Below are 12,284 nucleotides of genomic sequence, written 5' to 3'. Positions count from 1 at the left end.
GGCTCGTAAACCTTTGCAGGGGCCGTCATGAAATTGAGAACAAAGTTCCTGGGCGTCGTCGCAGCGACGCTCGTCGTCGGCGTTACTGCGTTGTTAGTGGCGTTGAGCCATGAATCGCCTTGCCCCGCGCCACCGGTGCTCGCGGCAGGCACAGAATCCATGCGGGCGATCATGCAGCGGTGTTATGGCCCTCCCGGCCGGACACTGGCGCTCGAGCGGATTGCCAAACCGGTGCCGGGCAAGGGGAAGGTCCTGATCAGGATCCGCGCCGCGAGCGTCAATCCGTACGAGTGGCACATGATCACGGGCAAACCCTATTTCATGCGGTTCGGCACCGGGCTGGGTGCGCCGGAAGGTTCGCGTGTTGGTTACGACATGGCGGGCACTATCGAAGCGGTAGGCCCGGGTGTTACGCGGTTCAAGGCCGGGGATGACGTGTTCGGCGGGGCGCGCGGAGCGCTCGCCGAATATGCGGTTGCCGGCGAAGACGGCGATGTCGTGATGAAGCCGGCCGAGGTGTCATTCGACGATGCCGCGGCGATGCTGATTGCCGGCGGGACGGCGCTGCAGGCCGTGCGGGACTATGGACACGTGGCGGCCGGACAGAAGGTGCTGATCAACGGGGCATCCGGCGGCGTCGGAACGTATGCAGTGCAACTGGCGAAGATTCTTGGCGCGGAAGTGACCGCGGTGTGCAGCACGCGCAACGTGGAGCTGGTGCGCTCGCTTGGCGCGGACCACGTCATCGACTACACGCGGGAGGATTTCACCGATGGCAAGGTGCAATACGATCTGATCGTCGACAACGTCGGCAATCGTCCGTTCCTGGATATGACGCGCGTGGTGAAACCTGCAGGCACCATCGTCACGGTCAGCGGGCCGAAAGACAATTCATTCCTCGGACCCATGACGCGGATCATCAAGCAGAAGATGCTCGCGCCGTTCGTCGATCAGAAACTCGTGTTCTTCGTCGCGGAGGTGGGCGTGCCGGACCTGGAATTCCTCGCCGGCCTCATGCGCGAGGGAAAATTGCGGACGGTGATCGACCGGCGCTATCCACTCGAGAAAGCCGGCGAGGCGCTCGACTACATCGGCAGCCAGCGCGCACGCGGCAAGGTCATCGTGACGATGGAATGACGGAGGGTGCCGGGTGGGGAAAGCGGGGAGAGGACTCCCCGCTTTCCCCACCCGGCACCCTAGGGCAGCGCGAACACCACGTACCCGCCCTTCCCCAGCGGCTCCGGCGAACCGATGCCGCTTTCGCGCGAATTCAGTCCAAACGTGTTGGGCGTGGTTGCGTTCACGACGATGTACGTGCGGCCCTTCACCTGGTACGCCGCGGGAATCCCCTCCGTGCCCATCGGCAGCGGCGCCGACCACAACACATCGCCGTTCTGCGCATCGAACGCGTAAAAGTGCCCGTCGCGCGCCGTGGAAAACACGATGCCCGTCGACGTCACGATCATGCCCTGCCGTTGCGAACCGCGCGGCACGCCGGTGTCCTTGCCACCCGCCGCTGCCACATCGCGATCCTGGCCGAGCGGCTTCCGCCACTTGATGACACCGCGATTCAGATCGTACGCCACGATCGTCGACCACGGCGGCGCGAGTAGATAGGGATAGCCGAGCCCGTAGTCGGTGAAGTACCGCTGTGCCGGCGCCGCGACACCCGCGGGATATTCCTGCATCGCCTCGGCCGCGGGACGCGCCGGCGCCTCAGGCCGCGGCACGCCGCCCGACGCGACCACCGGCCCGGCCGGCATCGTCAGCGGAGCATCGTTCGGGCGGCGGTAGGCGCCACCGCCGCCAAGGAACGCCAGGATGTCATTGATCTGATCGTCTTCAATGTGCCCGAGCGGCGGCATCCGCCCATTGCCATACAACACGATGCGGCGCAGTTGCGGAAAGCCGATCTGGCTGCCGACGGTCAGCAACGGCGGCGCGGCGGGCGTGCCCGCGCGATCCTCGCCGTGGCACGGCGCGCAGTTCTCTTTATAAGCAACCTTGCCCCGCTCGATCCGCGCCGGGTCCGGTGGTCCGAACCGTCCGCGGCCACCGGCGACATTGCGGTCCGCCTGTTCCTGCAACTTGTAGAACGACGGAAAATCCTGGTTCAGTAGATAGAGAACGCCGGCTTCCGGGTTCGCAGCCGTATTGCCCCAGTTGGTGCCGCCTACAGCCCCCGGCACCACGGCCGTCTCGACGAACGACGGCGGATTGAACAACCCGGTGCGCGCCTTGCCGATACGCTCACGCCAGGCCGCACGCTCGGCATCGCTGATCAGATACGGCGTCAGATCGTCCGCCTTCACCACCTGGCGCCCGCTCGACGGCAGCGTGGAGAACGGCTGCGTCGGCCAGGCCTTTTCGCCCGGCACGTCGCTCGGTGGCACGGCGCGTTCCTCGATCGGCCACACCGGTTTGCCCGTCACGCGATCGAACACGAACACGAAACCCTGCTTCGTCGCCTGCGCGACCGCGTCTATCTTCTTGCCATCCTTGCGGACGGTGATCAATTGCGGCGCGGCGGTCGGGTCGTAGTCCCACAGGTCGTGATGGACCATCTGGAAATGCCACAGCCGCTTGCCGGTGCGCGCATCGAGCGCCAGCAAACAATCGCTGAACAGGTTCGCACCGATGCGGTCGGCGCCGTAGTAATCGTAGGTCGGCGACGAAACGGGGAAATACGCGATGCCGCGTTTCGCATCGAGCGTGATCTCGCCCCAGACGTTTACGCCGCCGGTGTATTGCCACGCATCCTTGGGCCAGGTGTCGTAACCGAACTCACCCGGCTGCGGAATGGTGTGGAAGGTCCAGACCAGTTTGCCCGTAATCACGTCGTAGGCGCGCAGATGCCCGGGCGCTGAGAAATACGCCTCGCCCGGCGAACTGCCGAGCATGATCAGGTTCTCGAAGATGCGGCCGGGCGTGGACGAGGTGACGCGGCGGATCTGGTCCGGATCGCGCCCGAGCCCCACGCGCAGATCGACCGAGCCCTGCTTGCCGAAACCCAGAATGGATTTCCCGGTACGCGCATCGATGGCCTGCAGCGTATCTTCGATGGTGAACAGCAGGCGCCGGTCCTTGCGATCCTTGCTCTCCCAGTAGTTGATGCCGCGATTGGTGATGCCGCGCAGGTTGGCGTGGATCCACAGCTCCTTGCGTGTGACCACATCGATGGCGACCAGCGAGCTGTTTTTCGCCAGCACGTACATGACGTTGTCGACGATCACGGGATTGAACTGGTAGGCGCGTTCATCGCCGCTCGGGTACATCCACGCGATCTGAAGTTTCGCGATGTTGGCGCGCGTGAGGTCCTGAACCTCGATGAACTTCGACTGGTCGGGAGTGCCGCCGTAGTCGCGCCACTGATCCGCGTGAGCGCTAACATTCGTGGCTAACAACAACGCCGCAGCCAGCACGGCTCGAAGGAAAGTCATGGCTACTTCACTGCGCGCGGAGTGACGTCACTCACGTCGGGTGTCGGCGACTGGACACCGGCCCTGGGAATCTCGCGGCGCGCGGCCCAGGCGATGCCGTTCAGCAGGAAGCGGCGGTAGTTGTCGAGCGCGAGGTTGTCGCGGAAATCGAGCCCGCCGAACACGAAGCCACGGCCGCCGTCATCGCGCTGGTAGGCGAACGCGGCGATCTGCGGTCCGACGTTGAATTTGTCCGCCTTGGGCGTGGCTAACAACAAATCCGTACGGCGCTTGTCGTTCGGCAGCAGGAAGCGGCAGAAAATCTCGTCGCGATAGGTCCACGGTTTCACGCCGCGCAGGACCGGGTGTCTGACGAGCGGTTTCATCGCCCAGTCGTCCTGCGGGTTCTTGGAGGCGATCTGCACCCACAACCCGCCAGTCCAGTTGAGGTAGTACTCGCGCGCGCGCCAGTTCTCCGCCCAGGTGGCGTAATGCAGGATCACGATGCCGATCTTGTTCTGCTTGATCAGCTCGTCGAGCGACTTGAGATACGCGGCGGTTTCGGCATCGTAGCCGCGATGGTTGGTCGCCGGATCCTGCGGGAACAGCGGATGCACTTCGTTCTCCGCGCGATCCGAACTGCTGTCGATGACGATGACGGACACGTCCCGGTACAGCGCGAGATCGCGCGGCGCCTTGCCGACGACGACCTGCGTCGTGATGTCTTTGAGGTTCGTCGATTTTTCGAAGGATTGGGCGAGCGTGCGCAGGTCGCGTTCGTATTCGTGCCGGCCCGGCGCGCCGTGATCGCGCTCGCCGGCGAGGAACAGGACTTTGGTCGGTTCCGCGAATGCAGCGGATGCCGCGATCAGGCCGAGTGTGCATACGGCCGCCGCAAGTCTGAAGTGGGTCATCGCTATTCCGCCCCTGAACCGGAATGCCGACGAGCATAAAAGAAAAGAGGCCGGGTCTGGCCCCTTTTGCTAGGAAATGGGGAGTGTCCCCATCCTGTAGTCCACGCCGCAGCCGCCGAGGCCGCAGTAGCCGCCCGGATTCTTCGCCAGGTACTGCTGGTGATACTCCTCGGCGTAGTAGAACTCCGGCGCATCCTTGATCTCGGTGCTGATGGTGCCGCGATGTGCGCCGGTCAGCGCCGCCTGGTACGCACGTTTGCTGGCCTGCGCCTGCTTCTGCTGGGCGTCGGTGCTCGTGTAGATAGCCGAGCGGTATTGTGTGCCCACATCGCCACCCTGCCGCATGCCCTGCGTCGGATCGTGTGATTCCCAGAACGCCTTGAGCAAGGTTTCATAACTGACCTTGTCAGGATCGAACACCACGCGGACCACTTCGGTGTGGCCGGTACGGCCGGAACACACCTCGTCATACGTGGCGTTCGGCGTATATCCGCCGGCATATCCAACGGCTGTCGTGACGACGCCGGGAATCTGCCAGAACTTGCGCTCGGCACCCCAGAAGCAGCCCAGACCGAACACGGCCTCTTCCATGCCGCCCACGGCCGGTTGTTTGATGTTCGATCCATTGACGAAATGTTTGCCCGACAACGGCAGCGGGGTATTGCGGCCCGGCAGCGCCTGGTCGTGCGTGGGAATCACGGTCTTTTTGCTGAGCAATGCCATGGGGCTCCTCTTGAAGTCGGGCGATCATGGATCGGGGGCTGCGGACAGTGGGGCCGGGATGTTCCCTTCTCAACTCAATCGGGCGCGCGCGCCTATAATCCGGCCCCTTCGTCGTCAGGGGATGGGACCCGGCCAGTGAACGTTTTATTTCAATGACGGAATCCGCCAGCACCCCGCGCCTGCGCGCCACCTTCGCGATATACGTGGCTCTCGTGGCTGCGACGGCAATCTTCGGCCCGCGCGCGATTCCTGCCGGCTGGCATTACCTCGCCGGAGCGGCGGGTTTCGTCTGCGTCACGCTGGCCTGCCTCGGCCGCATCTGGTGCTCGCTGTTCATCGCCGGGCACAAGGACGAAAAACTCATCACATCCGGGCCATTCGCCCTGTGCCGCCACCCGCTGTATGCCCTGTCGATCCTCGGCGCGTTCGGGCTCGGTCTCACCAGCCGTTCCGTATTGCTGTGCGTCGCGGTCGTGGTGCTGGTCGCCGCGCTGGTCGTGTACGCGGCAGCCTGCGAAGAACAATTCCTCGCGGACTCATTTCCCGAGGAGTTCGCGGCCTATCTCGTGGCGACGCCCAACAAGTGGTGGCCACGGTTCTCGGCGCGTAAAGCGGTCGACCGTCTGGATGTGAAACCGGCCGTCTTCTGGAAGGCGCTGGCGGATGCGGGCTCGTTTTTCCTGCTGTTCCTGCTGGTCGCACTGGCGGCCGAGTATCGGATCAGTCCGACTTTCTGAACACACCTTCGGGTGTAGGCTCGGCACATGAGAGCTTTCAAAACGTTGGTGTTGGCGGCCGCGGCCATCGCGCTTGTCAGCGCCGGCTGTGCCACGGTGGGCAAGAAAGAAATCGCCCAGGCGGCGCCCACCACCCTGCTCGATACCCACTGGCGCCTGACGCAGGTGGGTGAGGTCGTGGTGCCGAATCCCGCGGGCAGCCGCGAGGTGTATTTCTCGCTGCAGTCGCAGAACGCCAACGTCGTGGGTTTCTCCGGCTGCAATCGCATGTTTGGCCACTACGTGCTGGCGGGCGCGCAGTTGAAGTTCGACCAGATGGGTGGCACCAGGATGTTCTGCGACGTGCGCATGGAGCTCGAACAGCGGTTCCTCGCGATGTTCGAGTACGTGGCGGGCTGGAAGATCGCGGGCAACAGCCTGCAGCTGCTCAATGCCGAGGGCGGCACCATCGCGGGCTTCGAGGCTTCGGCGGAAACCGCCTCGCCGTAGTTGCCGCGCGGCTATCTACCCGCAAGAACAGCTCAGCTCAGCGCAGCGGAGCCTTGAGGCAGCGATACTCGCGCGTCACGCGCCACTTCTTGCAGCTGCTTGCAAGACCGTCCGTGCAGACGCGGTCTTCGGCCTTGCGCGTGGCGCTCTTGAAACCCCACTCCTCGCAACGTTCGCGGGCCATTTCGGTGCCGGCGCGTTCGTCGACCTGCGGGCTCTCGAACTTCCGGTACTCATATGACAACTGCACCGTGCCTTCCGCCTGGTTGTAGTCGGACTCGGTCCAGAGCTTGTAGGTAGTACAGCCGGCGATGCCGGCCAAAGCGGCCAGAATGAGCGATGCGCGGTTCATTTCGATACCTTGAGTTGTGGAACCGGACTGTAGCGTTTTATTCGACCGGGAAGTCGGCTCTGCGTTCTGGCAAGTTGCGTTGCGGCAGGCTATAAAAGTGCCCATGTATCGTCCGGCCTGTTCAATCGCCTGCCTCGCCGTGTTCGTCGTGGCAGGCGTCGCGTCGGCGGGCGAGCCACGGCAGGCGCAGTCGGCCACGGCCCAATCTTCGACGATCATAGGCACGCAGAATCAGCTGCTTTCGGAAGGCTCGGTCGCGCTCGAAGCCGGCCGCTATGAAGAAGGTCTGCGATTGACGCTCGCGGCGCTGAAGCAGCCTAACAATCCGCGCGATGAAGCCGCCGGCCATTCGAACATCTGCGCCGGATATGCCGCGCTCAAGCGCTGGCAGGAGGCGCTCGAGCATTGCAATCGCGCGCTCGAGCTCGACAATGGCAACTGGCGCACCTACAACAACCGCGCCGCGGTGTTCACCGGTCTCAAGCAGTTCGAGCTGGCGATCGCGGATGTGCACAAGGGCCTGGATCTCGCGCCTTATTCGGACACGCTGCACAAGAGTCTCGAAGTCGTGAACCAGCACCGCGACGCGGCCACCCGCGATCGATGGCGCAGGCCCAACAAAGCCTGATGGCGCTGCCCGAACAGGTCCCCGGCGAAGAACGGTCCCAGTTTGCGCTGCTGAAGACGCGGCGTTTCCTGCCGTTTTTCCTGACGCAGTTTCTCGGCGCGTTCAACGACAACCTGTTCCGCAACGCGCTGGTCGTGTCCGTCACGTACGGCGCCTCGGCCGCGGCACACTCCGCGGATGCGGGGTTGCTGGCGAACGTCGCGCAGGGTCTGTTCATCCTGCCGTTTTTCCTGTTTTCGGCGCTCGCCGGCCAGCTCGCCGACAAGTATGAAAAGAGCAGGCTGATCCGCCAGACACGCCTGGCGGAGGTGCTGCTGATGTTCTGCGCCGCGGCCGCACTGTATTTCGGCGATGTACCGACGCTGCTGTGGCTGGTATTCCTGTTAGGCGTGCTGGCGACGATCTTCGGCCCGCTCAAGTATTCGCTGATGCCGCAACACCTGCGCCAGAGCGAGCTGGTGGGCGGCAACGCGCTGGTCGATGCCGGCACGTTCATCGCGATCCTGATCGGCACGATATCCGGTGGTTTGCTGGCGCCCGCCACGGCCGCGGAACACGCCGCCGGTGGCACGAGTGATGCGCATGTGGCCGCGGCGGTGACGATGGTGGTCGTCGCGGTGGGCACTTATCTGTGCTCGCGCGCCATCCCGCGTGCGGAAGCGACGGATCCGGACCTCAAGATCAATTTCAATCCGTTCACCGCGACCTGGCAGGCGATCCGCTTCGCCGCGCAGACCCGCGCGATCATGCTGTCCTTGCTGGGTATCTCGTGGTTCTGGCTGGTGGGCGCGCTGATCCTGGCGCAGCTGCCCTCCTACGCGCATGACGTGCTCGGCGGCGACAAGACCGTGTACATCCTGTTGCTGACGGCCTTTTCCATTGGCACCGCGCTCGGCTCGCTGGCCTGCGAAAAATTGTCCGGTCACAAGGTGGAAATCGGGCTGGTGCCGTTGGGATCGATCGGGCTCACCGTGTTCGTGCTCGACCTGTACTTCGCGCATCCGGCCGCGCATGCAGGCGGTGCTGCGTTGATGACATGGCGGGAATTCGTGAGCGATGCCGGCTGGCGCGTGGTGATGGACTGCGCGTTCATCGGCGTGTTCGGCGGCCTGTTCATCGTGCCGCTGTATTCGTTGATCCTGCAGCGCAGCGCCGAAAGTCATCGCGCCCGCATCATCGCCGCCAACAACATTCTCAACGCGGGTTTCATGGTGGGCGCCGCACTGCTGGCGATCCTCTGGCTGCGGTATTTCAGCATTCCGCAGCTGTTCATCCTCGCTGCGGTGCTGAATGCCGTCGTCGCCATCTATATCTACTCGCTCGTGCCCGAATTCCTCATGCGCTTCCTGTCGTGGGTTTTCGTCAACGTGATGTATCGCATCAAGGTGAAGGGCCTCGAACACATTCCCGAGACCGGCCCGGCGTTGATCGTCAGCAATCACGTGAGTTTCATGGACGCGCTGGTGATCGGGGGCAGCGTGCGCCGGCCGGTGCGGTTCGTGATGGATCACAACATCTTCAAGATTCCGGTGATGGGGTTCATCTTCCGCACGGCGCGGGCGATTCCGATCGCGTCGGCTCGCGAGGACGCCGGCGCGCTGCAGAGGGCGTTCGACCGCATCGATGCCGAACTCGCCGACGGCGAAGTGGTTTGTATTTTCCCCGAGGGCAAACTGACACGCGACGGGGAGATGAACGAGTTCAAGAAAGGTGTGGAGAAGATTTTAGAGCGGCGGCCCGTGCCCGTGATCCCGATGGCGTTGCGCGGTTTGTGGGGCAGCTTCTTCAGCCATCGCGAAGGCAAGCCGGCGATGACGCAGCCGCCGAAGCGTTTCTGGTCGCGCATTGAAGTGGTCGTGACGGCGCCCGTCCCCGGTGACGATGCCAGCGCAACCAGCCTGCAGCGGATCGTCGCCGGCCTGCGCGGCGAATGGCAGTAAAGGGGACATGCCTATTTATGAAAAAGAGGGCAGAAAAAAGGGGACAGATCTATTTATTGATCACCACCATAGAAGCGGCACAGTCCTCGCCAATAAATAGATCTGTCCCCTTTTTTCTGCCCTCTTTTTCATAAATAGGCATGTCCCCTTTAAAGAGCGATACCTTTGGGACCATCTCGCGCAGCGGCAACACCGTCATACGTGATGCCCGCGCCGCGCGACCGTGGGCGCGCTGGCTCGCGCGGCATCTGCTGCGACGCGAGCACCGCGCGTTGACGCGCCTGGCATTGAAACAGGGCATCGACGGCATTCCGCGCGTGCTCGACCTGTCGCCCGGCGTGCTCATCCGCAGCTGGATCGAGGGCGCTCCCATGCAGATCGCCCGTCCACGCGATCCCGCGTATTTTCGCGCCGCCTCGAAACTGGTCCGCCGGCTCCACGCCGCGAACGTCATCCACAACGATCTCGCCAAGGAAACCAACTGGCTGGTCACGCCCGACGGCCGCCCCGCGCTGGTCGATTTCCAGCTGGCGATGACGCTCACGCGCCGCGGCTCGTTGGCGCGCGCGCTCGGGCACGACGACATCCGGCACCTGCTCAAACACAAGCGCAGCTATCTACCGGAGGCGCTGACCGCGCGCGAACGGCGCATCCTAGCGAAACCTTCGCTGCCGTCGCGCCTGTGGATGGCCAGCGGCAAGCGAATCTATCTATTCATCACGCGGCGAATCTTCGGCTGGCGCGATCGCGAAGGCGCCGGCGACCGTGTCAGCTGACGGTTACCGCGTTGGCAGCGGGATCACACCAATTACATCGTCCCGAGGTGACTCGGGAAAAATCCACGTCCGCCTGGTCGGTTGCGCGAATCGCCGCCTTGCACCCATGCCGCGTTGCTATCAGGATGCCGCGCATGAACCGTATTTTCTGCGCCGCTTTTTTGCTCGCCGCGACCATTGCCGTCGCCGATCCGGCACCCGATCAAACGAATTCCGCCAGGCCGGAGCAGCAGGTATTGACCCTCATCAATCTCATGCGCACCGACGAACTCCTGGCGAACGCGGCCCGCGACGGCGTACGCCGCGCGCATTCCGAAAAGAAGATCAGCGATGAGGCGCGCAAGTGCGCCGAGCGGATCGATCGCTCCCGTTTCACCGCGCTCGTCGCGAAGATCTATGCGGAACGGCTCAACCCGGAGGAACTGGACAAGGCCATCGAGTTCTACCGCACGGAAGCCGGAAAAAAATATACGCGTTACATCTTCGAGCGCGCCAAGGGAAAGCCCATCGGGCAATTCACCACCGGCGAGGAAATGAGGATCAACCAGTTCGGCCAGACTTCGTACGGCCGCAAGCTGCTGACCTCCTCGATCCTCGAAGGCGCGGAAGACATTCGCATGACCACCGCCGCCGCCATCAACGAAGCCATCGCCGGGTGCAATGCCGAACCGGCGCCGGTGAAGTAGCCAGGCCCCTCACGCGGCGGCAAACCGCTGCGGCGGTGCGGGCCGCGCGAGCGCGTTCAATTCCGCGCCATCAGCATCTTCGCCGCCTCATCAAACATCCTTCGCGTAGACGATGAAACCGAAGTGCTTCGCCACCTTGTCATACAACGTGCGCCCCGGCGTGTTGGTGGTATGTGTCTGCCAGTACACACGCTTGCAGCCGTGATTCTCCGCGAGGTGATACACGGCCGTGATGAGCGCGCGGCCGATCCCATGGCCGCGCTCCTCGGGCGCCGTGAAAAGATCCTGCAGGTAACACACCGGCTCGAGACGCGAGGTGCTGCGGTGATAGAGGTAGTGGCAGATGCCAACCATCTTGCCGTCGCGTTCCGCGACGATGCAAAACACCGGCTCGCTGGCGTCGAAGAACCGCCGCCACAAGGTCTCGTGCACTTCATCGGATAACGCGGTGGGACCGGTGCGTTCGTAGAACGCGTTGTACTCGTCCCACAAGGGCTTCCAGGCATCGAAGTCCTCGGGTTTGACCGGACGTACTTTGGCGGGCGTGCGTTTCTTCGTCATTTCTTCCCTTCAGTCTTGGAGACGCCGGGTTGCCCGGCGCACAGCGGAAACTCTTCGAGCAGGTCGTTACGCGCTTTTTGCGCGAGGTAGTCGTCGAGAAAAACATTGCCGGTGTTCTGCCGCTGGATCGCCTCGCGCTTCAACCACCATTTCTGCACGACGCCGACATCCCAGACCTCGTTCATGCGCGACAACTGCAGGCCCGAGGTTTTTCCCTTCCCGGTGGCGAGCACGTAGACCTGCGCGGTGCAAGCCGGGCCCTCTTCGCACGGACATTCCGTCACGACGGGTGAAATATTGACCAGCGCACGCGGCAGAAAACGCGCCGCGATGACCTGCACTTCGCGGACTTCGCCGTCGCTGATGTTGAGATCGCGCAACGGCGTATTGCGCCGCCCGGGTCTGAGTTCCAGCGCGCGTTGCCAGACCCGGTCGTATCGTGTCTGCTGCTGCCGCCAGTACTCGAGGTCGTCCATCATCAGGCGGTACTGCGCGGCGGTCAGTGGCTTCTTGTCAGCCGACTGCGCGTGCGCGCAGGTCGCGGTGATCCACCCCAGAAGAAGAGCCAGCCACAAACGCATATCCGCTCCGATGTCGTCGTTGGATCGTATTGGCGGCCCCTGCCCGCAAGCAATGCGGCAGCCTGGTCTATCAACGTTCCAACCGGGGAAAAGAGTGCAAACCACGCCCCGCCGGGCTCAAATGGGCGCCGACGCCGCCCTTGCGGTCCCAGGCCGCGCTTCGTACCCTAGCGCCGCTTTCGGCACTCGCCGAGCGGAGAATTCATGGGTATCGCGGCTCCTCACAACCTGCGCCGTCCGGACGCGGGCATCCAGCGTCCGTTCGGCGTGCGCATCACGCTCAAGGCGGGCGATCCGTTCAAGAAGCTGCTCGGCGCGGACTGGAACAAGACGCACTGGTACGGCACCGCCGCCGAACGCGACGCCGCGCTCGTCGAGATGTCGCGCAAACACGAATACTCGCGCCCTGGCGACAAACCCGCGCTCAAGTTCGACAAGGTCGAGAAACTGCACGAGTCGCGCGGCCTGTAAAGGGGAC

14 protein-coding genes are annotated in these 12,284 nt (G+C 63.7%); 8 read left to right on the top strand and 6 right to left on the bottom strand.

Translation table 11 applies throughout. The features are described from left to right. Window positions 1-27 precede the first annotated feature (27 nt). Window positions 28-1,137, top strand: coding sequence for an NAD(P)-dependent alcohol dehydrogenase (locus WDO72_16900; protein ID MEJ0087353.1), 1,110 nt, complete (start codon window positions 28-30; stop codon window positions 1,135-1,137). A gap of 59 nt (window positions 1,138-1,196) precedes the next feature. On the opposite strand, the gene WDO72_16895 is transcribed toward WDO72_16900, so the two are convergent. From WDO72_16895 to msrA, 3 genes are all read right to left on the bottom strand, one after another. Beyond that, on the bottom strand, window positions 1,197-3,440 hold the full coding sequence (locus WDO72_16895) for a PQQ-binding-like beta-propeller repeat protein (GenBank protein ID MEJ0087352.1): 2,244 nt from the start codon (window positions 3,438-3,440) through the stop codon (window positions 1,197-1,199). A 2-nt stretch (window positions 3,441-3,442) separates the two neighbouring features. Then, window positions 3,443-4,333 (bottom strand): hypothetical protein, encoded by an 891-nt coding sequence (locus WDO72_16890; GenBank protein MEJ0087351.1) that lies wholly within the window; start codon window positions 4,331-4,333, stop codon window positions 3,443-3,445. 69 nt (window positions 4,334-4,402) lie between these two features. Beyond that, on the bottom strand, window positions 4,403-5,056 hold the full coding sequence (msrA, locus tag WDO72_16885) for a peptide-methionine (S)-S-oxide reductase MsrA (protein MEJ0087350.1): 654 nt from the start codon (window positions 5,054-5,056) through the stop codon (window positions 4,403-4,405). A gap of 212 nt (window positions 5,057-5,268) precedes the next feature. Between msrA and WDO72_16880 the strand changes: the two genes are divergently transcribed. Continuing rightward, window positions 5,269-5,793, top strand: a complete 525-nt coding sequence (locus WDO72_16880) for a methyltransferase (protein ID MEJ0087349.1) — start codon at window positions 5,269-5,271, stop codon at window positions 5,791-5,793. A gap of 27 nt (window positions 5,794-5,820) precedes the next feature. Next, window positions 5,821-6,282, top strand: coding sequence for an META domain-containing protein (locus tag WDO72_16875; protein MEJ0087348.1), 462 nt, complete (start codon window positions 5,821-5,823; stop codon window positions 6,280-6,282). Window positions 6,283-6,319: 37 nt separating this feature from the next. On the opposite strand, the gene yecR is transcribed toward WDO72_16875, so the two are convergent. After that, on the bottom strand, window positions 6,320-6,634 hold the full coding sequence (gene yecR / locus WDO72_16870; protein ID MEJ0087347.1) for a YecR family lipoprotein: 315 nt from the start codon (window positions 6,632-6,634) through the stop codon (window positions 6,320-6,322). Window positions 6,635-6,737: 103 nt separating this feature from the next. On the opposite strand from yecR, the gene WDO72_16865 reads away from it, so the two are divergent. The 4 genes from WDO72_16865 (at window position 6,738) to WDO72_16850 (ending at window position 10,664) form a co-directional block, all read left to right on the top strand. Continuing rightward, a complete protein-coding gene (locus WDO72_16865; GenBank protein MEJ0087346.1) occupies window positions 6,738-7,262 on the top strand; it encodes a tetratricopeptide repeat protein in 525 nt (174 codons plus the stop codon). After that, window positions 7,262-9,202, top strand: a complete 1,941-nt coding sequence (locus WDO72_16860; GenBank protein ID MEJ0087345.1) for an MFS transporter — start codon at window positions 7,262-7,264, stop codon at window positions 9,200-9,202. Before WDO72_16865 ends, WDO72_16860 begins: the two co-directional genes overlap by 1 nt. A 140-nt stretch (window positions 9,203-9,342) precedes the next feature. Next, window positions 9,343-9,978, top strand: a complete 636-nt coding sequence (locus WDO72_16855; GenBank protein MEJ0087344.1) for an RIO1 family regulatory kinase/ATPase — start codon at window positions 9,343-9,345, stop codon at window positions 9,976-9,978. Window positions 9,979-10,112: 134 nt separating this feature from the next. Next, window positions 10,113-10,664 carry a DUF2059 domain-containing protein gene (locus WDO72_16850; GenBank protein MEJ0087343.1) on the top strand — a complete coding sequence of 184 codons (552 nt, stop codon included), beginning with the start codon at window positions 10,113-10,115 and terminating at the stop codon, window positions 10,662-10,664. Window positions 10,665-10,754: 90 nt separating this feature from the next. Here the strand turns inward: WDO72_16850 and WDO72_16845 are convergent, their stop codons facing one another. Continuing rightward, entirely contained in the window at window positions 10,755-11,225 is a 471-nt protein-coding gene (locus tag WDO72_16845; GenBank protein ID MEJ0087342.1) for a GNAT family N-acetyltransferase, read from the bottom strand. Next, on the bottom strand, window positions 11,222-11,806 hold the full coding sequence (locus WDO72_16840; GenBank protein MEJ0087341.1) for a hypothetical protein: 585 nt from the start codon (window positions 11,804-11,806) through the stop codon (window positions 11,222-11,224). Before WDO72_16840 ends, WDO72_16845 begins: the two co-directional genes overlap by 4 nt. A gap of 204 nt (window positions 11,807-12,010) precedes the next feature. Between WDO72_16840 and WDO72_16835 the strand changes: the two genes are divergently transcribed. Continuing rightward, the gene (locus tag WDO72_16835) at window positions 12,011-12,277 is read left to right on the top strand and encodes a hypothetical protein (GenBank protein MEJ0087340.1); all 267 of its coding nucleotides are present in this window, start codon (window positions 12,011-12,013) and stop codon (window positions 12,275-12,277) included. The last annotated feature ends 7 nt before the right edge of the window (window positions 12,278-12,284 follow it).

The sequence above is a fragment of the Pseudomonadota bacterium genome (assembly GCA_037200975.1).
Classification (GTDB): domain Bacteria; phylum Pseudomonadota; class Gammaproteobacteria; order Steroidobacterales; family Steroidobacteraceae; genus CADEED01.
The sequence above is the reverse complement of the archived record's forward strand: the minus strand, read 5'-3'. Positions and strand labels throughout refer to the sequence as shown.

Bases quoted from the DNA above. Each gene is read 5' to 3' on its own strand.
- WDO72_16895 (MEJ0087352.1), bottom strand. From the start codon at position 3,440: ATGACTTTCCTTCGAGCCGTGCTGGCTGCGGCGTTGTTGTTAGCCACG.
- WDO72_16835 (MEJ0087340.1), top strand. From the start codon at position 12,011: ATGGGTATCGCGGCTCCTCACAACCTGCGCCGTCCGGACGCGGGCATC.
- WDO72_16900 (MEJ0087353.1), top strand. From the start codon at position 28: ATGAAATTGAGAACAAAGTTCCTGGGCGTCGTCGCAGCGACGCTCGTC.
- WDO72_16865 (MEJ0087346.1), top strand. From the start codon at position 6,738: ATGTATCGTCCGGCCTGTTCAATCGCCTGCCTCGCCGTGTTCGTCGTG.
- msrA (MEJ0087350.1), bottom strand. From the start codon at position 5,056: ATGGCATTGCTCAGCAAAAAGACCGTGATTCCCACGCACGACCAGGCG.
- WDO72_16845 (MEJ0087342.1), bottom strand. From the start codon at position 11,225: ATGACGAAGAAACGCACGCCCGCCAAAGTACGTCCGGTCAAACCCGAG.
- WDO72_16860 (MEJ0087345.1), top strand. From the start codon at position 7,262: ATGGCGCTGCCCGAACAGGTCCCCGGCGAAGAACGGTCCCAGTTTGCG.
- WDO72_16850 (MEJ0087343.1), top strand. From the start codon at position 10,113: ATGAACCGTATTTTCTGCGCCGCTTTTTTGCTCGCCGCGACCATTGCC.
- WDO72_16840 (MEJ0087341.1), bottom strand. From the start codon at position 11,806: ATGCGTTTGTGGCTGGCTCTTCTTCTGGGGTGGATCACCGCGACCTGC.
- WDO72_16875 (MEJ0087348.1), top strand. From the start codon at position 5,821: ATGAGAGCTTTCAAAACGTTGGTGTTGGCGGCCGCGGCCATCGCGCTT.
- WDO72_16855 (MEJ0087344.1), top strand. From the start codon at position 9,343: ATGTCCCCTTTAAAGAGCGATACCTTTGGGACCATCTCGCGCAGCGGC.
- yecR (MEJ0087347.1), bottom strand. From the start codon at position 6,634: ATGAACCGCGCATCGCTCATTCTGGCCGCTTTGGCCGGCATCGCCGGC.
- WDO72_16890 (MEJ0087351.1), bottom strand. From the start codon at position 4,333: ATGACCCACTTCAGACTTGCGGCGGCCGTATGCACACTCGGCCTGATC.